Origin of the sequence: Halorubrum ruber (assembly GCF_018228765.1) — an archaeon.
GTDB classification, from domain to species: Archaea; Halobacteriota; Halobacteria; order Halobacteriales; family Haloferacaceae; genus Halorubrum; species Halorubrum ruber.
Genome location: NZ_CP073695.1, coordinates 1,320,150 through 1,341,338, shown reverse-complemented (window position 1 = coordinate 1,341,338; position 21,189 = coordinate 1,320,150). Strand labels below are relative to the sequence as shown.

Here is a 21,189-nt window from a genome sequence, read left to right as displayed (position 1 = left end):
AAAACGCCGTGGAACGAGCGAGAATCGATCCGAAGTTTATCGTTTATTTTCGAGCAGGCTCTCGCCGGTCATCTCCGCCGGCCGGTCGCGGTCCATCAGGTCGAGCAGGGTCGGGGCGATGTCGCACAGCGACCCGCCCTCGCGGACCCTGCGTCCGCCGTCGTCGCCGTCGGGCGTCAGGTAGACGAACGGGACCGGGTTGTACGTGTGGGCGGTGTGGGGATCCTCGACGGTGCCCATGTCGTCGGCGTTGCCGTGGTCGGCGGTGACGACCGCGTGCGCGCCGGCGTCGGCGATCGCGTCGAGCAGGCGGTCCAGTTGGGCGTCGACGGCCTCGACGGCCTCGACGGCCGCGTCGAAGTCACCGGTGTGGCCCACCATGTCCGGGTTCGCGTAGTTCAACACGAGCAGGTCGGGGTCGTCCGAGGCGATCGTCTCGACGGCCTCGTCGGTCACCTCGGGCGCGGACATCTCCGGCTGGAGGTCGTAGGTCGGCACGTCCGGGCTCTCCACGATGGTCCGGATCTCGCCCGGGAACTCCACCTCGCGGCCGCCGTTGAGGAAGTAGGTGACGTGCGGGTACTTCTCGGACTCCGCGATCCGGAGCTGCGTGCCGCCGGCGTCCGCGACGACCTCGCCGATCGTGTTCGCGGGGATCTCCGGCGGGAACGCGACCGGGAACTCGAACGTCTCGTCGTACTCGGTCATCGTCGTCATGCGGATCTCGGGCTGATCGAGGTCGAACCCCCACTCCGGTCGGGTCCCGGTGAGCATCCGGACCAGCTGCCGGGCGCGGTCCGCGCGGAAATTGAAGAAGATCACGGCGTCGCCGTCATCGAGCTTGCCTCGGTGGCTCGATGAGCTCTGCTCATCGGCGTCATCGATCGCGGGCTCGTCCGCGACGAGCGTCGGCTCGACGAACTCGTCCGTCTCGCCGCGGGCGTGGGCCTCGCGGGCGGCCGCGACCGCGCTCTCGGCCTCGTGCGGGGCCTCGCGCTCGACGATCGCGTCGTACGCCTTCCGCGTCCGCTCCCAGTTCTCGTCCCGGTCCATCGCGTGGTAGCGGCCGGTCACGGTCGCGACGTGGCCGGTCCCGCGCTCGTCGGCCTTCGCGGTCACGTCGGCCAGGAACTCGTCGGCGATCTCCGGGGCCGTGTCGCGCCCGTCGGTGAACGCGTGACTCGTCGCGGGCACGCCCGCGTCGGCCGCGGCGTCGATCAGCGCGAGCAGGTGCTCGACGTCGGAGTGGACGCCGCCGTCCGAGACGAGCCCCATGAAGTGGACCCGGCCGCCGGTCGATTTCGCGTGGTCGAGCGCGTCCGCGATCGCGTCGTTGTCCGAGAGCGACCCCTCGGCGAGCGCGTCCGTGATCCGCGTGTACGCCTGCTTCACCACCCGCCCCGCGCCGATGTTGAGGTGGCCGACCTCGGAGTTGCCCATCTGTCCCTCGGGGAGCCCCACGCGCCGCCCGTGGACGACGAGGCGGCCGTCCGCCCCGCGCGCCGTCGCCGCATCGAACGTCGGCGTGTCGGCCGCCTTCACGGCGTCGCGGCGGTCGTGGTCGCCGAGCCCCCAGCCGTCGAGGATGACGAGTGCCGTCTCCATACCCCAGCGTGCCGCCCGGGGGTAACTACCCTTCGATGGCTGTCACTCCCATCACTCGACCCAGACGGTCTTGCGGTTGACGAACTCCTTGATCCCGGCCTCGGAGAGCTCCCGACCGTAGCCCGAGTCCTTGACGCCGCCGAAGGGGACCCGCGGGTCGGACTTCACCAGCTGGTTCACGTACACGCAGCCCGCGTCGATGCGGCTCGCCACGCGCTCGCCGCGGTCGCGGTCCTCGGTCCAGACGCTCGCGCCGAGCCCGAACTCGGTGTCGTTGGCCGTCTCGATCGCCGCCTCCTCGTCGTCGACCTCGTACACCGTGGCCACCGGCCCGAACGTCTCCTCGGTGTCGACGGGGCACCCCTCGGGGACGTCGGTCAGGACGGTCGGCGGGTAGAACGCCCCCGCTCGGTCGAGCGGCTCTCCGCCGGTCACGACCGTCGCGCCGGCGTCGACGCTCGCGGTCACCTGCTCGTGGAGCGACTCCATGAGGTCCTCCCGCGCCTGCGGCCCGACGTCGGTCGCCTCGTCGGTCGGGTCGCCGACGACGAGCGCGTCGACCTCGTCGACGAGCGCGTCGAGGAACTCGTCGTACACGTCCGTGTGGACGACGAAGCGCTTCGCGGCGATGCACGACTGGCCCCCGTTCAGGTTCCGCGCCCACGCGCCCGTCTCGGCCGCGGCCGCGACGTCGGCGTCGTCGAGGACGACGAACGGGTCGCTCCCGCCGAGTTCGAGGACGGTCTTCTTGAGCTGGTCGCCGGCGCTCGCAGCGACCGCGCGCCCGGCCGGCCCGCTCCCGGTCAGCGTCGCGGCCCGGACGCGGTCGTCCGTTAGGAGGTCGTCGACGAGGTCCGAGGGGATCAGAAGCGTCTGGAAGACGTCCTCGGGGTAGCCGGCCTCGCGGAACACCTCCTCGATCGCGAGCGCGCAGCCGGGCACGTTCGACGCGTGCTTGAGGAGCCCGACGTTCCCGGCCGTGAGGTACGGCGCGGCGAAGCGGAACACCTGCCAGAACGGGAAGTTCCACGGCATCACCGCGAGGACGGGGCCGAGCGGCTCGTGTTCGGTCTTGACCGTCGAGCCCGGCGGGCTCGGGTGGTGGTCGGCTTCGAGGTACGCGCCCGCGTGTTCCGCGTAGTGGTCGCAGACCCACGCGCACTTCTCGACCTCGCCGACCGCCTGCGAGATCGGCTTCCCCATCTCCCGCGTCATCGTCTCGGCGTACCGCCGCTTGTTCTCTCTGAGCACGTCCGCCGCGTTCGCGAGCAGCCGCTCGCGGTCCCGGAGCGGGCGCGTCCGCCAGTCCTCGAACGCTCGAACCGACCGGCCTAACGCCGCCTCGACGTCGTCCGCGTCGTGTTCGTTGTACGTTTCGATCTGCGCTCCGGTCGCCGGGTTTACCACGTTCATGAGAGGTGTGTGAACGTTGTACAGTCGTTGTAATAGTAGTCACGCCGGAAGACCGGCTGCCGACTCCCGCGTTCGACCCGGTCGATCCGGGTCCAGGCCGGGGATCTCGGGAGAATCATAAATTTCCCAATACGTCTGTATGTCATAGACCCGCATATTTATGTGGAGAGCGACACTCACGGACGATTGTTAACAATGGTAACCGAAGACAGCGATACCGAAAACAAGTATAAACAGGCCGACGCCGCTGAGACGAGTCCGGGAGGCCGGTCACCGGTCGGACGGCGGCGGTTCCTTCAGGCCGCCGGCGCGGGGGCGGCCGTCGGGCTCGCCGGCTGTTCCGGCGGGGGCGGCGGCGACGGCGGGCCCGTAACGCTCGGCGCCGCGAACATCCTCTCCGGGTTCGCGTCGCTGTACGGCGAGGAGGCCGAACGCGGAATCGACTTCGCGGTGTCAGAGATCAACGACAACGGCGGTATCGACGGGCGGGACGTCGAGGTGCTCGTCCGCGACACCGAGGCGAGTGCCGACACGGCGATCCAGCAGATCCGCAGCCTCGTCCAGGAGGACAACGTCGACGGGCTGTTCGGGCTCGACTCCAGCGGCGTCGCCCAGGCCGTCGCGCCGCAGATCTCGCAGCTCCAGATGCCGTTCATGATCACGCACGCGGCGACCCCGTTCGTCACCTCGCCGCAGGGCGAACACGAGGACTCCGTCGGGAACGAGTACGTGTTCCGCGACTCCAACAGCCTCGCACAGGACATCTACGGGGCCGCGCGGGTCGCCGAGAATCTCGACGCGACCGAGTGGGCCACCATCGGCCCGGACTACGCGTTCGGGTACGAGACGTGGGACTACTTCCAGGCGTACTGCGACGGGCTCGGCGTCGAGGCCGAGTTCACGGCCGAGCAGTTCCCGGCACTGGCGACCAGCGACTACACGCCCTTTATCAGCTCCATCCTCGACGCCGACCCGGACGCGGTGCTCACGCCGCTGTGGGGCGCCGACCTCACGACGTTCATCGGACAGGCCGAGAGCGCGGGCTGGTTCGACCAGATCGACCACACGCTGTTCAGCGTCGGGATGGGGACGGACCTCCCGAGCGACGGCAGCCCGCTTCCGGAGGGGGAGTACGCCTCCACGCGGTACGATCCGTTCGTCCCCGACACCGAGGCGAACAACTCGTTCCGCGAGGCGTACTACGAGGAGTACGAGTCGCTCCCGACGTACAACGCAGAGGGCGCGTATCGGGCGGTCCACCTGTACAAGGAGGCGATCGAGTCCGCCGGAGGGACGGACCCCAGTGCACTCGTCGACGAGTTCACCGGTATGGAGCACTCGGGCCCCGTCGGCGACTACCAGTTCAGCGAGACGAACCAGGCGACGGTCGCGTCCATCTGGGGCACCGTCACGTACGACGACGAGTGGGAGAGCAACGTGCTCGACCCCGTGAATCGGTACGAGGCGGGTCCCGACGTGCTGTCGGAGGCGCTCGGCGACTCTGACCTCCCGGCGGGTATCTAAGCCCGTCGCCGTTCTCATGAGTCTCACATCACTCGTTCCACTGATCGGTATCGCCGACGTCGTCATCGGGCTGAGCCTCGGGAGTCGGCTCTTCCTGATCGCCGTCGGTCTGAGCCTCATCTTCGGCGTGCTCGGCGTGCTCAACTTCGCGCACGGCGGGTTCTACATGCTCGGCGCGTACGTCACGCTCGCCGTCGTCTCGAACGTCGTCGACAACTTCTGGATCGCCGTCGTGGTCGGCGCGCTCGCCGTCGGCGTCGTCGGCGCCGCGATCGAGTTCTCGGCGATCCGCCGGCTGTACAACCGAGTCGACTCGGACCTCGACCAGCTCATCGTCACGTTCGGGTTCGTGCTCGTGATCCACGAGGCGGTCCGGTTCATCTGGGGGTCGGGGTCGTACTCGATCGACCCGCCGGACGTGTTCAACTTCTCCGTGACGCTCGGCGGGAGCACGTTCAACGCGTACCGGCTGGTCGTCATCGGTCTGGCCGTCGGGGTGCTCGTCGCGCTGTGGCTGTTCATCACGCGGACGTACTTCGGCTCGCTGGTCCGGGGGACCTCCTCTGACCGCGAGATGGCGGCCATGCTCGGCGTCGACGTGCCCCGGCTCTACACCGGGGTCTTCTTCCTCGGGAGCGTGTTGGCCGGGCTCGGCGGCGCGCTGTCGGCGCCGCTCCAGGCGACCAGCCCGGCGCTCGGCGACCAGGTGATCATCGACGCGTTCATCGTCGTGGTTATCGGCGGACTCGGCTCCATGAGCGGCGCCTTCGTCGGCGCGATGCTCATCGGCATGATGCAGAGCCTCGGCCCGCAGTTCATCAGCGCCGGCAGCATCGCGATCCCCTTCCTCGCGATGGTGATCGTGTTGCTGATCCGTCCCGAGGGCCTGTTCGGGGGGATCGGCGAATGAGCGCGACCGACACGGGCGGCCGGGTCAGCCGGTTCGGCTCGGCGGTCGCCGAGGGGTGGACCCGCGAGCGGTTCGGCCTTCTCGGGGCCGTCGCGCTGGTGCTTATCGCCCTCGCGCCGCCGTTCCAGGTGTACCTGTTCACCGACTTCCTCGTCGTCGCGCTGTTCGCGCTCGGCTTCAACCTGCTGTACGGCTACACGGGCCTGCTCTCGTTCGGTCACGGCCTGTTCTACGCGGGCGGCGCGTACGGGATCGCGATCGTGTTGCGAGACCTCGGCCCGGTGATCGCCGACATCGTCGGCGCCGGGATCTCGCCGCTCGTCACGTTCGTCCTCGGCGGCGTCGTCGGCCTCGTGCTCGTCGTTCTCGTGGCCGTGCCCGTCGGGTGGCTCAGCGTCCGGTTAGAGGAGATCTACTTCGCGCTGATCACCCTCGCGTTCGGGATGTTGGGCTACTCGCTCATCATTCAGGACCCGGCGGGGCTGACGAACGGGACCGACGGGGTAATCGTCCTGCTCGGGACCGTCGACCTCGGCGGCTTCAGCCTCCGGATCGGCGGCCGTCGGATCTACTACGCCATTTCGGCCGTCACCGTGGTCGCGGCGACGTACGGGGTGTGGCGCGTCGTCAATTCGCCGTTCGGGACTGTCTGTAAGGCGATCCGCGAGAGTCCCGACCGCGCGGCCGCGCTCGGGATCGACGTCGGCCACCACCGCTGGATGACGTTCATCGTCTCGGCGGCGGTCGTCGGAATCGCCGGCGTGTTGCGCGCGGGGCTCGCGAGCGTCGCGTCGCCCGGGCTCACGCACTGGTCGACGAGCGCGATCGCCGTCATCGCGACCGTGATCGGCGGCGCGACCTACTTCTACGGTCCGATCGTCGGAGCGTTCATCTTCCTGTACATCCGGTGGGCGATCAGCCGCTTCCCGGCGCTCGAAGCGTACTGGGAGCTGTTCTTCGGCGCGCTGCTCATCGCCGTCGTGCTGTTCTTCAAGCAGGGCGCCGTCGGCGGCCTCCTGCTGCTCCGCGACCGACTGTTCGGAGACGGCGACGGCGACGGCGGCGGCGGCGGGGGTGGCGGCGCCCTCAACGGCGGGCAGGCGTCGACTGCGGCGGACGACGGAGCCGAATCGGGCGACGACAACGCGCGCGCTGACAGAGGTGATAACTCGTGACGACCGTCCTCAAGACCGAAGACCTCCGCAAACAGTTCGGCCAACTGACCGCCGTCGACGACGTCTCCATCGAGATCGACGACGACAAGATCACCAGCATCATCGGCCCGAACGGGGCCGGAAAAACGACGTTCTACAACCTGCTGACGGGCGTGCTCGAACCCACGTCGGGGTCGATCTGGCTCCGGAGCGGGGACGGGGACGACCTCGCCGACGTCACCGACGCGGAGCCGCACGAGGTGGCGCAGGCTGGGCTCTCGCGCTCGTACCAGATAACGAATATCTTCGAGGGGCTCACCGTCCGCGAGAACGTGCGGGTCGCCCGGATCAGCCACGATGGCTCCCGGCTCGACTTCCGCTCGCGGGCGACCGGCGACGAGTCGGTCGAGGCCGACGTCGAAGAGCTGTTGGAGCTCACCGGGCTCACCGACATCGCGGACACGCCCTGCGACACGCTGAGCCACGGCGAGAAGCGGACCGTCGAGATCGCCTTAGCGCTCGCCATCGAGCCGAACGTGTTCCTGATGGACGAACCGACCGCGGGGATGAACCCGACGGAGGTCACGGAGATCGTCTCGCTGATCCGCGAGCTCGACGAGGACTTAGACGCCACGTTCGTCGTGACGGAACACAACATGGACGTCGTCACCGATATCTCCGACCGGATCGTCGTACTCGCCGAGGGGTCGATCCTCGCGGACGGGGCGCCGGAGGACGTGCTCACGGACGAACGGGTGACCGAGGCGTACTTAGGGAGTGATAGCGTATGACGATACTCACGGTCGACGATATCGACACGTACTACGGGAACAGCCACGTGCTCCACGGGGTCTCACTGGAGATCGACGAGGGCGAAGTGGTGACGCTGCTCGGGCGCAACGGCGCCGGGAAGACGACGACGATGCGCTCGATCGTCGGCGCGTCGCCGCCGCGCTCGGGGTCGATCACGTACCGCGGCGAGGAGATAGCGGGGTTGTCGTCGGACGAGATCAACGAGCGCGGGATCTCGCTCGTGCCGGAGGACCGCCGGGTGTTCCCCACGCTGACCGTTCAGGAGAACCTCCGGCTGGCGCACAACTTGGCGAGCGACCCGCGGCCGGTCGAGGAGATGTACGAGCTGTTCCCGGCGCTCGACGACCTCCGCGGCAGCAACGGGCGGAACCTCAGCGGCGGCGAACAGCAGATGGTGTCGGTCGCCCGCGCGCTCGTCCAAGCGCCAGACGTGCTGCTGCTCGACGAGCCGACCGAGGGGCTCGCGCCGGTGATCGTCGACGACCTGCGAGAGATCGTCCAGACGGTCGTCGACCAGAACGTCACCGTCCTGCTGACCGAACAGAACGTCGAGTTCGCGTTCGACCTCGCCGAGCGGGGGTACATCATGGACACCGGCGAGATCGTCTTCGACGGCACCGTCGCGGAGATCCGGGACCGCGAGGACCTCCTCGAGACGTACCTCTCCGTGGGGACCGCCGATGCCTGAGGAGCTCACCCTCCGCCCGTTCTTCTGGCGGGCGACGCGGCTGTTCCCGGAGACGGAGGTCGTCTCACGCACCCACGACGGGGTCGACCGCTACACCTACGCCGACTTCGGCGACCGCGTCCGGCGGCTCGCGGCCGCGCTCGCCGACCTCGGCGTCGAGCCTGGCGACCGCGTCGGGACGCTCGGGTGGAACACGCACCGCCACTTGGAGGCGTACTACGCCGTACCCCTCTCCGGCGCGCAGCTCCACACCGTGAACCTCCTGTTACAGGACGACAACGTCGAGTATATCATCAACGACGCCGCGGACGACGTGCTGATCGTCGACCGCGACGCCGTGGCGGTCCTCGACCGCCTGTGGGACCGGATCGACGGCGTCCGCGAGGTCGTCGTCATGGACGACGCGGTCCCCGAGACGGAGGCGGACCTGCCGCTGTCGTCGTTCGAGGAGCTGATCGCGGACGCCGACCCGATGGAATCGTGGCCCTCGCTCTCCGAGGACGACCCCGCCGGGATGTGTTACACCTCCGGGACGACGGGGAAGCCGAAGGGGGTCGAGTACACCCACAAGATGATCTACGCCCACGCGATGATGGTGATGACGCCCGCCGCGCTCGACATCGCCGAGGACGACGTGGTGATGCCGGTCGTCCCCATGTTCCATGTGAACTCGTGGGAGTTCCCGTACGCCGTGACGATGGCGGGCGCGAAACAGGTGTACCCGGGACCGTCCCGGACCCCGCCGACCTCGTCGAGCTGATCGAGGAGGAGGGCGTGACGCTCACCGCTGGGGTCCCGACGGTGTGGATCGACGTGCTCGACCACTTAGACGAGCACGGCGGCGACCTCTCCTCGCTCGAACGCATCGTCGTCGGCGGCAGTGCCGCGCCGCGGGAGGTGATGCGGCGGTACGAGGACGAACACGACGTGACGATCGAACACGCGTGGGGAATGACCGAGACGATGAGCATCGGGTCGGTCTCGCGGCCGACCTCGGGGACCGCCGACGGCGACCGCGAGGCGGAACTCGACAAGCGGGCGAAGCAGGGGCTGCTCTCGCCCGGGCTGGAGATGCGGGTCGTCGGAGACGACGGCGAGCCGATCGCCTGGGACGGCGAGGCGTTCGGCGAGCTGCTCGTCCGCGGCCCCAGCGTCGTCAGCGAGTACTACAACCGCCCGGAGGCCAACGAGACGGACTTCGTCGCGGCCGAGGACGGCGGGGCGCGCTGGCTCCGCACCGGCGACATCGCCACCGTCGACGAGGACGGATACATTGAGGTCGTCGACCGAGCCAAGGACGTGATCAAGTCGGGCGGCGAGTGGATCTCCAGCATCGAGCTGGAGAACGCCCTGATGGCGCACGACGACGTCGCCGAGGCGGTCGTGATCGCGGCGCCGCACGAGCGTTGGCAGGAGCGGCCGCTGGCGTTCGTCGTGCCGAAGGCGGGCCGCGAGCTCGACGTGGAGGCGATCCGGTCGTTCCTCGAAGAAGAGTTCCCGCGCTGGTGGCTCCCGGACGACGTCCGGTTCCGCGAGGAGATCCCGAAGACCGCGACCGGGAAGTTCGACAAGAAGACGCTCCGGGAGACCGTCGAGGAGCCGGAGCTGCCGTACGCGCCGGGCGACGGAGGTGGCGAATGAGAGACGAGGAGGTGCCGTCGGCCGACGGAGACGGTGCGGACGCCGCCGCCCCGACGCCGGGCGACGCCCTCCCGGATCTCTCTGGGAAGGTCGCCGTCGTCACCGGCGGCGGGCGCGGGATCGGGCGCGCGATAACCCTCGGGATGGCCGCGGCGGGGGCGACGGTCGTCCCATCTGCGCGCACGGCCGCGGAGGTCGAGGCCGTCGCCGACGAGGCCCGCGACCTCGGCGTCGAGGCGCGCGGGATCACCGCGGACGTGACCGACGACGCCGACGTGGAGGCGCTCGTGGAGGAGACCGTCGAGGCGTTCGGCTCGCTCGACGTCTTGGTCAACAACGCCGGGTTCAACCCCGACGACGCGCTCGGGGACCCGACCGAGATCGAGTCGGACGCGGTCGACGGCGTGCTCGACGTGAACCTGCGGGGCTCGTTCCGGACCCTCCGGGCCGCCGGCCCGCACCTGCGTGAGGCGGAGGGGAGCGTCGTCAACGTCGCCAGCGTGGCGGGCGAGGTCGGGCTGCCGAAACAGCACCCGTACGTCGCGTCGAAACACGGGCTCGTCGGGCTGACGAAGAGCGCGGCGATGGACTGGGCGCCGGAGGTGCGGGTGAACGCGGTCGCGCCCGGGTACGTCGCGACCGAACTCACGGAGACCCTCCAAGAGAACGAGCGGCTCCGGCAGTCGATCCTCGACCGGACGCCGCTCGACCGCTTCGCCGAGCCGACGGAGATAGCCGGCCCGGTCGTCTTCCTCGCGAGCGACGCGGCGAGCTTCGTCACCGGCGAGACGCTCGCCGCGGACGGCGGCTGGACGGCGCGGTAAGTCGCGGCCCACGGTCCGACGGCGGGCCTACAGCCGCTCGGTCTCGCCTTCCACGTACGCGAGCGTCCGCGCCGCGAGCTCGGGGACCTGCGTCTCCATCTTCGGATACAGCGGGTCGTCGCTGTCGTCGTTCAGGTGCCGCGCGAGGAACATCTCGCCGAGCGCGGCCATCTTGTACGCCGCAAGCGCGCGGTAGAACCGCTCGTGGGCGAACTCGCGGCCCGTCGACGCCTCGTACCGGTCGATCAGTTCCGCGCGCGTCGGGTACCCCTCGCGGGCGGTGAACGTCGACATCAGGTCGGGCATCGCCGGGGCCGGGTCGCCCTCGTCGTACCAGAACAACAGCAGCCAGCCGAGGTCGGCGAGGGGGTCGCCGAGCGTCGACAGCTCCCAGTCGAAGACGGCCACGACCGCCGGCGGCGTCCCGGGGCCGTACATCACGTTGTCGAGCTTGAAGTCGCCGTGGACGAGCGTCTCCGGGTGCTCGTCGGGCACGTTGTCGGCGAGCCACTCGCCGACGGCGACCAAGTCCGGCACCTCCCTGACCGACTCCGTCGTCCCGAAGGCCCAGTCGAGCTGGTTCGTCCAGCGCTCGACCTGCCGGGCCGTGTACCCCTCCGGGCGACCGAACTCGCCGAGCCCGACCGCCTCGTAGTCCACCGCGTGGATCGCCGCGAGCGTGTCGACGAGTTCGCCCCCGACGCGTTCGCGCGCGGCCGGGTCGGCGAACCGCGTTGGCTCGGCGTCGCGCAGCACGTCGCCGTCGGTGCGCTCCATGACGTAGAAGTCGCTCCCGAGCACCGCGGCGTCGTCGCAGGCGCGCAGCGTCGATGGAACCGGGACGCCGGTGTCGGAGAGTGCGTCGACGACGCGGTACTCGCGCAGCACGTCGTGGGCCGTGTCGGCCGTCTCGCCGGGCGGCGGCCGCCGGATGACTAACTCGCGGTCGCCCCACGTGACGAACAGCGTCTCGTTCGAGTGCCCCTCCGCGTGTCGCTCGACGGCGAACGTGTCGGCCGGCCCGAACTCGCCCGCGAGATACGTCCCGAGCGCGTCGTCGTCGACCAGCCTGTCGAGGTAATCGGCGTCAGTCACGGCCGGTCTCCCCCCGTTCGATGCGGGCCGGAGGCGACGGCAGCCGGCCGATCTATGCCCGAACGGCTTTCATCGGTTGTCGCATATTCAACTAACATTGTAAATCTATTTTTCGGTACATTGGGGATCAGTTTCGCGTAATATAGAATTTTGGGAGAATAGCCGGAACCACTATTTACATTGCTAAATAAGGGCCGGTATGGAGTACGACGACATCGGACGCGGACCGGAGGTCGCCGAGGCCGTCAGGGAGTTCGTCGACGAGACGGTGCTCCCGGTCGAGCGTGAGTGGCTCGGTCGGGGGCCGATCCCGCCGGCGGAGATCGAGGCGCTGCGCGACGCCGCGCGCGACGAGGGCATCTACGCCCCGCAGGTCGACGAGGAGTACGGCGGGCTCGGGCTCGGCTTCCGCGAGATGCTCCCCGTGTTCGAGGAGGCGGGACGGAGCCTGCTCGGCCCGACCGCACTCAGGTGTGCGGCGCCGGACGAGGGGAACATGCACACCCTCGAGATCGCGGCCACCGAGGAGCAGAAGGAGCGCTGGCTCCGCCCGCTCGCGGCCGGCGAGATCGACTCCGGGTTCGCGATGACCGAGCCGATGGGGGGCGGCGGGTCGGACCCGAAGATGCTGGGGACGACCGCCGAGAAGGACGGCGACGAGTGGGTCATCGACGGTCACAAGTGGTGGACGACGGGCGGCCTCGACGCCGACGTGTTCCTGACGTTCGCGCGCACCGACCAGGAGGCGCACCCGTACGCGGGCTGTTCGGTCATCCTCGTGCCCGCCGACGCCGACGGCGTCGAGATCGTCCGGAACATCCCGCACCTCGGCGAGGGGCTGGTGGGGACGACGCACGCCGAGATCCGGTTCGACAACGTCCGGGTGCCCGTGGAGAACACGCTGGGCGAGGAGAACGAGGGGTTCACGCTGGTCCAACAGCGGCTCGGGCCGGCCCGGCTCACCCACTGTATGCGGTACGCCGGGATGGCCGACCGCGCGCTCGACATCGCGACCGCGTACCTCTCCGAGCGGGAGGGGTTCGGCGAGCCGCTCTCGGAGAAGCAGGGCCCGCGGTTCCGGATCGCCGACCGCCGGACCGAGCTCCACGCCGCCCGCACGATGGTGCGGCACGCGGCCGGGCGGATCGCCGACGGCCACGAGGCGCGGATCGAGGTGGCGATGGCGAAGACGTTCGCGGCGAACGTGACGCAGGAGGCGATCGACGACGCCCTCCAGTTCTGCGGCGGCAACGGGATCGCCTACGACCTGCCGATCGCGCGCTTCCACGAGAACGTCCGGCAGTTCCGCATCGTCGACGGCGCCGACGAGGTCCACCGGCGGTCGATCGCGCGGGACGCGTTCGAGGACCCGCCGACGGAGGAGTTAGAGGCCGTCACGCGGTTCGGCGAATTCGACTGAGTCGGTGACCGGCGGCGACGGTCACTCGTCGTCGCCGTCCTCCTGAAACACCTCGAACAGCTCGGGGTCGGTCCCGAACTTGAGGACGTTCGTCACGACGGAGTTGCGGAGGTTAGTGATGAGCTCGCCGTACTCCTTGTAGAACTCGTGGATCCACTTCGACTCCTGTTCGCGGTCTTTGAACATCATGATGGTCTTCCACTGGTAGTCGCCGTCGGAGAGGAAGTACATGAACGTGTGGCGGCTCGACCGGATGTGTTCGAGCGCGTCCCGCCAGTTCTCTTCGAACCCCTCGGGGTTGAACTGGAACTCGAAAAGCGAGAAGAAGAGCTGCTCTTCGTTGGGGACCAGCGCCTCGCGGAACACTCCGTCCTCGCGCATCCGCCGGATCGACTCGTTGACGGTGACGTGAGAGACGTCGATGTCGTGCTCCTCGTCGAGGAGGTCCCGGAGCCTGCGGGAGGTGAGCTGCGGGTCGCGCGCGAGTTCCTGTAAGATGATCGTGTCCCGCTCGGAGAGGTTCCATTCGGGACGCGGCTGTTTCTCGGGCATTCCCTCCGTAAGGGTGCGCCGTCACGGTAATCAGTATTTGGGCTGCCGCGGCGGTATCGAGATACGTCATAGCGTGAGGCGGTCGAACGAACGAGCCGCACCTGCTCGGGGACGGCGCCTCAGCGGCGGGCGAAAGCGAGCACGAACGAATCGCTCCACCCGCCGTCCCGTCCTTCGATCTCCGCTCGACGCGTCTGTCGCCGGAAGCCAACCTTTTATCCGCTGAACGCTAACCACACGTTAATGGACTCCGCGGTACTGCTCGATCTCCTCGGCAACGAGAACCGGCGGCGAATCCTCCGGCTTCTCGCGACCAAACCCTGCTACGTCACGGAGATCTCGGAGTACCTCGACGTGAGCCCGAAGGCGGTGATCGACCACCTGCGGAAGCTGGAGGAGGCCGGTCTCGTCGAGTCGACGACGGACGACCAGCGCCGGAAGTACTTCCGGATCGCGCGCAGCCTCCGCTTAGAGGTGAGCGTCTCGCCGTACGGCTTCGGCGCGAAGAGCGCCTACCCGGCGAAGAACAGCCTCGACATGTCCGGGCGCTGTCCGCACCTCTCGATCGAGGCCCCCGACGGCTCAGGCGCGACGGGTGACCTCGCGGAGCTCGCCCAGGAGTTCGCGCGGCTTCAGGACCTCGACCGCGAGCTCTCGCTCGCCCAGCGGTGGGTTCAGGGTCGCGTCGAGGACGCGCTGGGGGAGATCGACGAGCGGCTCGGCGGGCAGGCCGACAGCCGCTTCTTCGCGGCCGTCATCGCCGCAGTGGTCGAGACGGACGGCACCCCCGCGGCGGTCGCCGACGAGGTCGGCGCGCGGGAGTCGACGGTCGAGAGCGCGCTCAGCCGGCTCTCCGACGTGGGCGTCGTCGCCCGCGACGCCGACGGGTACCGAGTCCGGTAGCGGACGCCACCCGCCTCTCCCTCCCGGGCGAATCCAGCGAACGCGACCGTTTCCGGAACCTTTTGGCGCGCCGCGGGGAGAGGGCGGACGTGAGCCGTCTCAGAAACCTCTCGCTGTTCCTGATCCTCGCCTCCGTCTGGGGTTCGGCGTTCGTCGCGATCAAGGCGGGGTTGGCGTACTTCCCGCCGGTGCTGTTCGCGGCGCTCCGGTACGACGTGGCCGGGGTCGTCATGCTCGCGTACGCCGCGTACGCGGTCGACGACCCGATCCCCCGCGGCCGCGACGCGTGGTTGGAAGTCCTCTCCGGCGCCGTGTTCATCATCGCCGCCTACCACTCGTTCCTGTTCGTCGGCGAGACCGACCCTGCGGTGACGAGCGCCGTCGCGGCCGTCATCGTCAGCCTCTCTCCGCTCCTGACCACGGTGTTCGCGCGCGCCTTCCTCCCCGCGGAGCGACTGACCGCGGTCGGGGCGCTCGGGCTGGCGATCGGGCTCGTCGGCGCGGTCGTGCTCGCGAACCCTGACCCCGCGAACCTGACCGGCGGCGGCACGGTCGCGAAGCTGCTCGTCCTGCTCGCGGCCGCCTCCTTCGCGCTCGGCTCCGTCCTCTCCCGGGCCTCCGAGGCCGACATCGCGGTCGAGACGATGGAGGCGTGGGCGATGCTGCTCGGTGCCGGACTCACCCACTTGGTCTCGCTCGCACTCGGCGAGTCGGTCGCCGACGTCGCGTGGACGACGGAGTCGCTGCTCGCCTTGGGCTACCTCTCGGTCGTCGCCAGCGGAATCGGCTTCCTCATCTACTTCGACCTGCTCGACCGGCTCGGCCCGATCGAGATCAACCTCGTCTCCTACGTCGCGCCCGTGTTCGCCGCCGTCGTCGGGTGGCTCCTCCTCGATGAGGGGATCACCGCAACGACGGTCGCCGGCTTCCTGATCATCTGCGTCGGTTTCGCCTTAGTGAAACGCGACGCGATCCGCGAGGAGCTACGCGCGGCCGGCGTGACCGGGTGAGCGACTCGGCACCGCCCGCGCCCGGGCGACTCCGCCGCAACCGTCTTGTCGACGGCCCGACGACTCTCGCGGCGTGAGCGCCGACCAGATCGACCCCCAAGCGAAGCGCGCCGCGGCCCGCCAGTCGCGGATTCCCCTCCCGCACGGCGGCTACAAGCTAAAACTGCTCCGGCGCCTGACCGGGCCCCTGACGCGGCTCCAGAACCGCAATCCGCCGAGCGTCGGCGCGACGGAGTCGGTGAGGGTTCCGGGCCCGGAAGGAGACAGCGAGGCGCGGCTGTACCTCCCGGACAGCGACCCACCGCACCCGACCGTCGTCTTCTTCCACGGCGGCGGGTTCGTTCTCGGCAGCGTCGAGACCCACGACTGGCTCTGTCGCCACCTGACGCGGGAGAGCGGCTGTGCCGTCCTCTCCGTCGAGTACCGCCTCGCGCCCGAACACCCGTTCCCGGCCGCCGTCGAGGACGCCTACGCCGCGGTCGAGTGGGCGGCGGACTCGACGGAGCGGCTCCGCGGCACCGGCGACGTCGCGGTCGCAGGCGACTCTGCGGGGGGCAACCTCGCCGCCGTGACGGCGCTGATGGCCGCCGAGCGGGACGGCCCCGAGATCGCACATCAGGCGCTGCTGTATCCCGGGATCGGAATCGACCCCGAGCAGGAGTCGGTGCGCGAACACGCCGGGGTCGTCCTCTCGCGGGAAGACATCGAGTGGTTTTCCGAGGCCTACTACCGGAGCGAGATCCACCGCCGGAACCCGTACGCCGATCCGATCAACGCCGGGGACCTCTCCGGCGTCGCGCCCGCGACGGTCGTCACCGCAGGCTTCGACCCGCTCCGAGACGGCGGGAAGGCGTACGCGGAGAAGCTCGTCGCGGACGGCGTCGCGACCCGCTACGAGAACTACCCGTCGATGGTTCACGGGTTCATGACGATGCAGGACGTCGATCGGGCGCGAGAGGCGATCGCGGACGTCGCCGCCGACCTCGCCGACGCGCTCCACGAATGACGACGATCGGCCCGTGATAACGCCCTGTCGAAATCCTCAGAATATTCTGACTTGATTTGTTCAATACAGGGGTAGCGGCGAGCGATTTCGGGAGTGGGTATCGCAGATCGGTAGCAGCGATTTGGTATTTAAATAGTCGCCAGCGGCGGCGACGGCCGCTTATAAATAGTCGGCGATGGCGCGCCTGCGAGCGGCCGGAGCGAAGCGGAGGCCGCGAGCCAGCCCGCGAGGGAGTCAGTCGCCGGAGCGAAGCGGAGGCGACTGACGAGGTTGGGGAGGCGTGAGGTGCTGTGCGGAGCGGTGCGGGGCGGGACTCAAAGGGGCAGCCGCGAGGGCGAAGCACGCCGCAGCAAGCACCGCAGCGAGGGAGCGCGAGCGACTGAGCGAGGAGCACAGCAAGGCGCGCGAGCCGTCGCGGCTGGGGCTTTGGAGGTCGTCAGCGCAACGCGGTCGACCGTTTATAAATAGCCGACAGCAACTCCCCGGTTTCCCGTATAAATGGCCTCACTCACGACGTACTACACTCACTCCCGCTATCGATCAAGAAGCAGCTCTCATCGATCGGCTGTTTCAGGCGAGAATGTATCTGAAGAATGGTATCTCAACAAAGCCGTGATAAAGGGTCGCAGGCCGCCGGTGGAGTTTATTCGGTCGGCGACGACCCGACCGGCGTGTTCCCCGAAACGATCGAAACGGACCGACTGCGGTTGGAGGCGAGAAGTCCGGAGACCGTCGACCTCGACGAGTGTTACCGTATCTGCTCGTCGGATCCCGACATCGACGAGGTGACCGAGCATCTCGCGTGGGACCCCCACGAGACAAAAAAGGAGACGCTGGAGTTCCTCAAACGCGGCCGAGAGCGCTTCGAGGAGGGAGAGGCCGCGAGCTACGTCATCCGACCGCGCGAGGGCGAGGACGGCGCCGGCGAGCTCGCCGGCTTCGGCGGCTTCCACGTCGACTGGGAGAAGCGCACCGCGCTCCTCGGCACGTGGCTCCGCAAGCGGTTCTGGGGCCGAGGCTACTCCGGCGAGCGCGCCGCCGCGCTCGTCGAGGTCGCGTTTGACGACCTCGACCTGGAGGTCGTCGCCGTGAGCCACCACCCCGACAACGAGAACTCGCGGCGCGCGATCGAGCGGTACGTCGACCGGCTCGGGGGCCGCCGCGAGGGGCTGCTCCGAAACCACATGACCTTCCCGGACGGCACCGTCCACGACGAGGTCCGGTACACGATCACGCAGGCGGAATGGCGCGAGGCGACCGCCTGACCGGCGAAAATTCCGGCGAGAGCGGGTGTTTCAACCGACGATTCTGTTGAATTACGGTGACGATCCCGACCCAACAAACACTTACGGCGTCCGAAACGACACCGAGCGCATGTCCTCGTCACCACCCGGTGGAACGACCGCGACGACCGGTTCGGATCCGAGCATCGCCAGAGAGGCGGTCGCCGGCGCGGTCGCCGGCGCCGCCGCGTACCTCGTCGGCTACCTGTCCGTCTACCTCACGCAGAGCGGCCGGATCGAGGAGGGGCTGTCGGGGCTCAACTTCCTCGCCGAGCTGTTCGGGAGCGACCCCATCTCGACGTGGCAGGTGTCCGGCTGGATGTTCTACAACGCCCACTTCGTCGAGACCGTGTTCCCCGCGCTGTTCGGCGGCACGTCGTCGCGGAACCTCCTCATGGAGGCCGAGGGCGCGGGATTCCTACTACTCGTCCCGCCGGTCCTCCTGCTCGTCGCAGGCCTCGTCGCGGGTCGGGTCGCCGGCGCGGACGCGCCACTCGACGGCGCCCGCTCGGGAGCGCTCGTCGCGGCCGGCTACCTCCCGCTCGCTGTCGTCGGGGCGTTCCTGTTCCGGTACGCGGTCGGCGACGGGAGCGTGGCTCCGGACATCGTCACCGCCGTCCTGCTCGCCGGCGCCGTCTACCCGGCCGTCTTCGGCGCGATCGGCGGCGCGGGCTCGTCGGCGTTGAGTAACTGAGTCGGAGAACTTTCTCGGCTGACCGCCTCCCGCCCTCAGTACGCCTCGTCCTCGGGGTCGAACCGGTCGCCATACTCGCGGACGGGGTCGACGGGCTGCCCCTCGTCGGTCTCGGGCGCGACGTAGTCGATGAACGACTCGACGTCCGGCTCGCGGACGCGAACCTCGACGTCGATCTCGCCGAGCTCGTCCGACTCGCCGACCGCGAAGTTGACGACGCCCTCGAACGCCGCCTGCTTCTTCAGCGAGAAGGTGAACTCCTCCTCCGTCCTGTTCTGCCGGAAGACGCGCCGCGCGGTGTCGAGGATCTCCTGTTCGTGGAGCACGTCGGAGAAGGCGTCGAGGCTGTGCGTCTCGGAGACGAGCCGCCCGTCCTCGTGGACCGGCTCGGCGTCGGGGAAGACGTTCTCGACCGCGTCGGTGACCCGGTCGGTCACCTCCGTGTCGTTGACCGGCGTCTCGATCCGGACGTCGACGCTGTAGATCACGCGCCGTCACCTCCGGCCTCGGGCGCCTCAGGGTCGTCGGTCGCCTCGGCGTCGTCGGGCTTCTCGCCGGCCTTGCCGTCGGAGCGGTCCGACTCCGCGTCGTCGACGCCCAGCTCCTCGCGGACGCGCTCGCGGAACGCAGCGAGGCTGTCGGTGTTGTCGATCTCGACGTCGGCCCGTTCGAGGGTCTCGCCGAGGCCGAGGTCGATCTCGCGCTCGTCGCGCTCGCGGAGCGCCGACAGGTCGGAGTCGGAGTCGTCGCGGCCGCGCTCGCCTAACCGCTCGGCGCGCAGCTCGAACGGCGCGCGGATCGCGACGAGCGTGAAGTCGTCGCCGAACGCCTCGCGGAAGCGTTCCAGCTCGACGGTCGAGCGGAGGCCGTCGACGAGGACGGTCTCGTCGCGGTCGCTCTCGGCCGCGGCCTCCCGAATCCGCGGGAGCGTCCGGGCGGCGATGGCGTCGTCGCCCTCTTCCTCGCGGAGCGTGCCGGCCATCCGCCCGTGGTGTTCGGCCGGGTCGAGCCCGCGGCGGCGGCACTCGGCGCGGATCACGTCGCCCATGACGACGACGGGGATGCCGGCCGCCTCGGCCACGTTCGCCGCCTCCCCCTTCCCGCTGCCGGGGAGGCCGACGGTTCCGATAACGTTCATTACCGGCGGATACTCCGCTCGCGGACTTAGGTCTGCTGTTGGCCCGCGGGCGGCGCGAACCGCGGGCGTTTTTTAGACTCGGAGGATTAGAAGCGAGTGAGGGCACATAGCTCAGCCCGGATAGAGCGTCGGACTTCTAATCCGACGGTCGTGGGTTCGAATCCCACTGTGCCCGTTCATTTCCTGCGGTCACTCCCGGGCGCGGTTTACTCCACTCGCTTCCTTCAGTCGCTCGCGGGAGCCCCACCGTGACTGTACGGACATGGAACCATAGAGAATCCCCGCAAATTTTGTACACTCAATATTCATCAGCCCACCCTCGTGATAGGACCATTACGACTCTCCTCCACTCAGTAACATTAATTTGGACAGTAGGCCCAATTATATTCGATGGCAGAGTACAAGAACCAACACTATGTCCCGAAGTATCTTCTCCGCGGATGGACGGACAATGAACGTGTTCCCGTATATAATATAGATAACAAACAGGAATACCCTCCCACCTCTATTTCGAATTTGTGTTCTGAGGACTATTTCTACGGTGGACCAGAGGTGGAACAGAGCATGGATGGTCTAGAAGATCTTCATGCAAATGTTATCAACAAAATACGGGATGAGCGAAGTTTTAATACACTATCTGACTCTGAGGTGCGATTCTTTTGTGTTTTTGTCCTCCTTCAGCGAACTAGGACTAAACAAACGAAGAAAGAGACTGAACAACTGATAGACAACCTTGCCAAAGAATATATTCAATTGAAGGTGGAGTCAGGAGAGGTTGATCCAGAGTTACCGAGCGGAAAGAACGCTTTGGACATCCTTGATGACTACAAAATCACTCATGAGTCTCCTCTTTCTTATCCAATGCTACAGGCACTAACAGGAATTGAACTGATCATTGATCTTGAGGTTGCGATCCTAGAGAATAAGACAGATCTTGAATTTGTGATTTCTGACCATCCTGTTGTCCATGATAATCCTAGATTTAAGTACGAGATCGATAAGTATCTAATTGGTACACAGAACAGAGGATTACAGATTTTTGTCCCATTTTCTGATGAAGTTCAGGTCATGCTCTACGATCCTGCTGCGTACTTTGTTGAGTACACAAATCAAGAAGAGCGGAAAGTTACTATCACCTCCGAAACCCCTGTCGAGGGGCTAAACGACGTACAGATGATCAACGCATTCGAGAGTATCTATTATCGAAATTCGGGCCAAGAAGAGAGGTTCCGGGATGCGCAACGAAGGCTAGCTGAATATATAAATGAAAATTCAACAACATTTGAACGGCTCGCTCCTGATGAACACGATTTTGAAACACAAAACGAAATGATTGAATCTGGACGCCCACTCACCGATTACTCACCAACACTACCCTTTGTTAAACAGCGTCTGGAGACTGACTTTGCTATCGAACGGCGTCCAGCTGTAATTCAGCGGCATAGGAATTTTATTGATGAAATACTCGAAGATGCCCGCGAGAAATTTGAGGACGGCTAATTTGGGAAGATAGTAC

General features: G+C 67.5%; 19 protein-coding genes, 1 tRNA gene and 1 pseudogene. 15 read left to right on the top strand and 6 right to left on the bottom strand.

Annotated elements, in window-relative coordinates; all coding sequences use genetic code 11:
- Positions 1 to 36: 36 nt before the first annotated feature.
- Positions 37 to 1,605 carry a 2,3-bisphosphoglycerate-independent phosphoglycerate mutase gene (gpmI, locus tag J7656_RS06675; protein WP_211554456.1) on the bottom strand — a complete coding sequence of 523 codons (1,569 nt, stop codon included), beginning with the start codon at positions 1,603 to 1,605 and terminating at the stop codon, positions 37 to 39.
- 51 nt (positions 1,606 to 1,656) lie between these two features.
- Entirely contained in the window at positions 1,657 to 3,018 is a 1,362-nt protein-coding gene (locus J7656_RS06670; RefSeq protein ID WP_211554455.1) for an NAD-dependent succinate-semialdehyde dehydrogenase, read from the bottom strand.
- Between the two features lie 195 nt (positions 3,019 to 3,213).
- Between J7656_RS06670 and J7656_RS06665 the strand changes: the two genes are divergently transcribed.
- The 7 genes and pseudogenes from J7656_RS06665 to J7656_RS06635 all read left to right on the top strand — a co-directional run bounded on the left by J7656_RS06665 (position 3,214) and on the right by J7656_RS06635 (position 10,572).
- Positions 3,214 to 4,542 carry an ABC transporter substrate-binding protein gene (locus tag J7656_RS06665; protein ID WP_017344513.1) on the top strand — a complete coding sequence of 443 codons (1,329 nt, stop codon included), beginning with the start codon at positions 3,214 to 3,216 and terminating at the stop codon, positions 4,540 to 4,542.
- Positions 4,543 to 4,558: 16 nt separating this feature from the next.
- Positions 4,559 to 5,452 (top strand): branched-chain amino acid ABC transporter permease, encoded by an 894-nt coding sequence (locus tag J7656_RS06660; protein ID WP_017344512.1) that lies wholly within the window; start codon positions 4,559 to 4,561, stop codon positions 5,450 to 5,452.
- Positions 5,449 to 6,627 carry a branched-chain amino acid ABC transporter permease gene (locus J7656_RS06655; RefSeq protein ID WP_017344511.1) on the top strand — a complete coding sequence of 393 codons (1,179 nt, stop codon included), beginning with the start codon at positions 5,449 to 5,451 and terminating at the stop codon, positions 6,625 to 6,627. The genes J7656_RS06660 and J7656_RS06655 overlap by 4 nt, the downstream gene beginning before the upstream one ends.
- A complete protein-coding gene (locus tag J7656_RS06650; RefSeq protein WP_017344510.1) occupies positions 6,624 to 7,397 on the top strand; it encodes an ABC transporter ATP-binding protein in 774 nt (257 codons plus the stop codon). Before J7656_RS06655 ends, J7656_RS06650 begins: the two co-directional genes overlap by 4 nt.
- The gene (locus tag J7656_RS06645) at positions 7,394 to 8,107 is read left to right on the top strand and encodes an ABC transporter ATP-binding protein (RefSeq protein ID WP_017344509.1); all 714 of its coding nucleotides are present in this window, start codon (positions 7,394 to 7,396) and stop codon (positions 8,105 to 8,107) included. The genes J7656_RS06650 and J7656_RS06645 overlap by 4 nt, the downstream gene beginning before the upstream one ends.
- A pseudogene (locus J7656_RS06640) lies at positions 8,100 to 9,748 on the top strand (long-chain fatty acid--CoA ligase). The gene J7656_RS06645 and the pseudogene J7656_RS06640 overlap by 8 nt, the downstream one beginning before the upstream one ends.
- A complete protein-coding gene (locus J7656_RS06635; protein WP_211554454.1) occupies positions 9,745 to 10,572 on the top strand; it encodes an SDR family NAD(P)-dependent oxidoreductase in 828 nt (275 codons plus the stop codon). The pseudogene J7656_RS06640 and the gene J7656_RS06635 overlap by 4 nt, the downstream one beginning before the upstream one ends.
- 27 nt (positions 10,573 to 10,599) lie before the next feature.
- On the opposite strand, the gene J7656_RS06630 is transcribed toward J7656_RS06635, so the two are convergent.
- Entirely contained in the window at positions 10,600 to 11,667 is a 1,068-nt protein-coding gene (locus tag J7656_RS06630; RefSeq protein WP_211554452.1) for a phosphotransferase family protein, read from the bottom strand.
- A gap of 199 nt (positions 11,668 to 11,866) precedes the next feature.
- On the opposite strand from J7656_RS06630, the gene J7656_RS06625 reads away from it, so the two are divergent.
- Positions 11,867 to 13,087, top strand: a complete 1,221-nt coding sequence (locus J7656_RS06625; protein ID WP_017344505.1) for an acyl-CoA dehydrogenase family protein — start codon at positions 11,867 to 11,869, stop codon at positions 13,085 to 13,087.
- A 21-nt stretch (positions 13,088 to 13,108) separates the two neighbouring features.
- On the opposite strand, the gene J7656_RS06620 is transcribed toward J7656_RS06625, so the two are convergent.
- A complete protein-coding gene (locus J7656_RS06620; RefSeq protein ID WP_211554451.1) occupies positions 13,109 to 13,639 on the bottom strand; it encodes an Lrp/AsnC family transcriptional regulator in 531 nt (176 codons plus the stop codon).
- A 243-nt stretch (positions 13,640 to 13,882) separates the two neighbouring features.
- On the opposite strand from J7656_RS06620, the gene J7656_RS06615 reads away from it, so the two are divergent.
- The 5 genes from J7656_RS06615 (at position 13,883) to J7656_RS06595 (ending at position 18,535) form a co-directional block, all read left to right on the top strand.
- Positions 13,883 to 14,542 (top strand): ArsR/SmtB family transcription factor, encoded by a 660-nt coding sequence (locus J7656_RS06615; RefSeq protein WP_017344503.1) that lies wholly within the window; start codon positions 13,883 to 13,885, stop codon positions 14,540 to 14,542.
- 89 nt (positions 14,543 to 14,631) lie between these two features.
- Positions 14,632 to 15,552: a DMT family transporter gene (locus J7656_RS06610; protein ID WP_211554449.1), complete on the top strand. Its 921-nt coding sequence runs from the start codon at positions 14,632 to 14,634 to the stop codon at positions 15,550 to 15,552.
- A 73-nt stretch (positions 15,553 to 15,625) separates the two neighbouring features.
- A complete protein-coding gene (locus J7656_RS06605; protein ID WP_211554447.1) occupies positions 15,626 to 16,558 on the top strand; it encodes an alpha/beta hydrolase in 933 nt (310 codons plus the stop codon).
- A 671-nt stretch (positions 16,559 to 17,229) separates the two neighbouring features.
- Positions 17,230 to 17,823 carry a GNAT family N-acetyltransferase gene (locus tag J7656_RS06600; RefSeq protein WP_017344500.1) on the top strand — a complete coding sequence of 198 codons (594 nt, stop codon included), beginning with the start codon at positions 17,230 to 17,232 and terminating at the stop codon, positions 17,821 to 17,823.
- 109 nt (positions 17,824 to 17,932) lie between these two features.
- Positions 17,933 to 18,535 (top strand): DUF7978 family protein, encoded by a 603-nt coding sequence (locus tag J7656_RS06595; RefSeq protein WP_211554445.1) that lies wholly within the window; start codon positions 17,933 to 17,935, stop codon positions 18,533 to 18,535.
- 35 nt (positions 18,536 to 18,570) lie between these two features.
- Here the strand turns inward: J7656_RS06595 and J7656_RS06590 are convergent, their stop codons facing one another.
- Both J7656_RS06590 and J7656_RS06585 read right to left on the bottom strand, forming a co-directional pair.
- Positions 18,571 to 19,023 (bottom strand): RNA-binding domain-containing protein, encoded by a 453-nt coding sequence (locus tag J7656_RS06590; RefSeq protein ID WP_211554443.1) that lies wholly within the window; start codon positions 19,021 to 19,023, stop codon positions 18,571 to 18,573.
- The gene (locus tag J7656_RS06585) at positions 19,020 to 19,673 is read right to left on the bottom strand and encodes an AAA family ATPase (protein ID WP_017344497.1); all 654 of its coding nucleotides are present in this window, start codon (positions 19,671 to 19,673) and stop codon (positions 19,020 to 19,022) included. The genes J7656_RS06590 and J7656_RS06585 overlap by 4 nt, the downstream gene beginning before the upstream one ends.
- A gap of 100 nt (positions 19,674 to 19,773) precedes the next feature.
- On the opposite strand from J7656_RS06585, the gene J7656_RS06580 reads away from it, so the two are divergent.
- Both J7656_RS06580 and J7656_RS06575 read left to right on the top strand, forming a co-directional pair.
- Positions 19,774 to 19,848 (top strand) — tRNA-Arg (locus J7656_RS06580).
- 215 nt (positions 19,849 to 20,063) lie between these two features.
- Positions 20,064 to 21,173: a DUF4238 domain-containing protein gene (locus J7656_RS06575; RefSeq protein WP_211554441.1), complete on the top strand. Its 1,110-nt coding sequence runs from the start codon at positions 20,064 to 20,066 to the stop codon at positions 21,171 to 21,173.
- The last annotated feature ends 16 nt before the right edge of the window (positions 21,174 to 21,189 follow it).

What these genes read in the sequence shown, in the direction of transcription:
- gpmI (WP_211554456.1), bottom strand. Translation starts at nt 1,605, where the DNA reads ATGGAGACGGCACTCGTCATCCTCGACGGCTGGGGGCTCGGCGACCAC.
- J7656_RS06670 (WP_211554455.1), bottom strand. Translation starts at nt 3,018, where the DNA reads ATGAACGTGGTAAACCCGGCGACCGGAGCGCAGATCGAAACGTACAAC.
- J7656_RS06665 (WP_017344513.1), top strand. Translation starts at nt 3,214, where the DNA reads ATGGTAACCGAAGACAGCGATACCGAAAACAAGTATAAACAGGCCGAC.
- J7656_RS06660 (WP_017344512.1), top strand. Translation starts at nt 4,559, where the DNA reads ATGAGTCTCACATCACTCGTTCCACTGATCGGTATCGCCGACGTCGTC.
- J7656_RS06655 (WP_017344511.1), top strand. Translation starts at nt 5,449, where the DNA reads ATGAGCGCGACCGACACGGGCGGCCGGGTCAGCCGGTTCGGCTCGGCG.
- J7656_RS06645 (WP_017344509.1), top strand. Translation starts at nt 7,394, where the DNA reads ATGACGATACTCACGGTCGACGATATCGACACGTACTACGGGAACAGC.
- J7656_RS06635 (WP_211554454.1), top strand. Translation starts at nt 9,745, where the DNA reads ATGAGAGACGAGGAGGTGCCGTCGGCCGACGGAGACGGTGCGGACGCC.
- J7656_RS06625 (WP_017344505.1), top strand. Translation starts at nt 11,867, where the DNA reads ATGGAGTACGACGACATCGGACGCGGACCGGAGGTCGCCGAGGCCGTC.
- J7656_RS06620 (WP_211554451.1), bottom strand. Translation starts at nt 13,639, where the DNA reads ATGCCCGAGAAACAGCCGCGTCCCGAATGGAACCTCTCCGAGCGGGAC.
- J7656_RS06615 (WP_017344503.1), top strand. Translation starts at nt 13,883, where the DNA reads ATGGACTCCGCGGTACTGCTCGATCTCCTCGGCAACGAGAACCGGCGG.
- J7656_RS06595 (WP_211554445.1), top strand. Translation starts at nt 17,933, where the DNA reads ATGTCCTCGTCACCACCCGGTGGAACGACCGCGACGACCGGTTCGGAT.
- J7656_RS06585 (WP_017344497.1), bottom strand. Translation starts at nt 19,673, where the DNA reads ATGAACGTTATCGGAACCGTCGGCCTCCCCGGCAGCGGGAAGGGGGAG.
- J7656_RS06575 (WP_211554441.1), top strand. Translation starts at nt 20,064, where the DNA reads ATGGCAGAGTACAAGAACCAACACTATGTCCCGAAGTATCTTCTCCGC.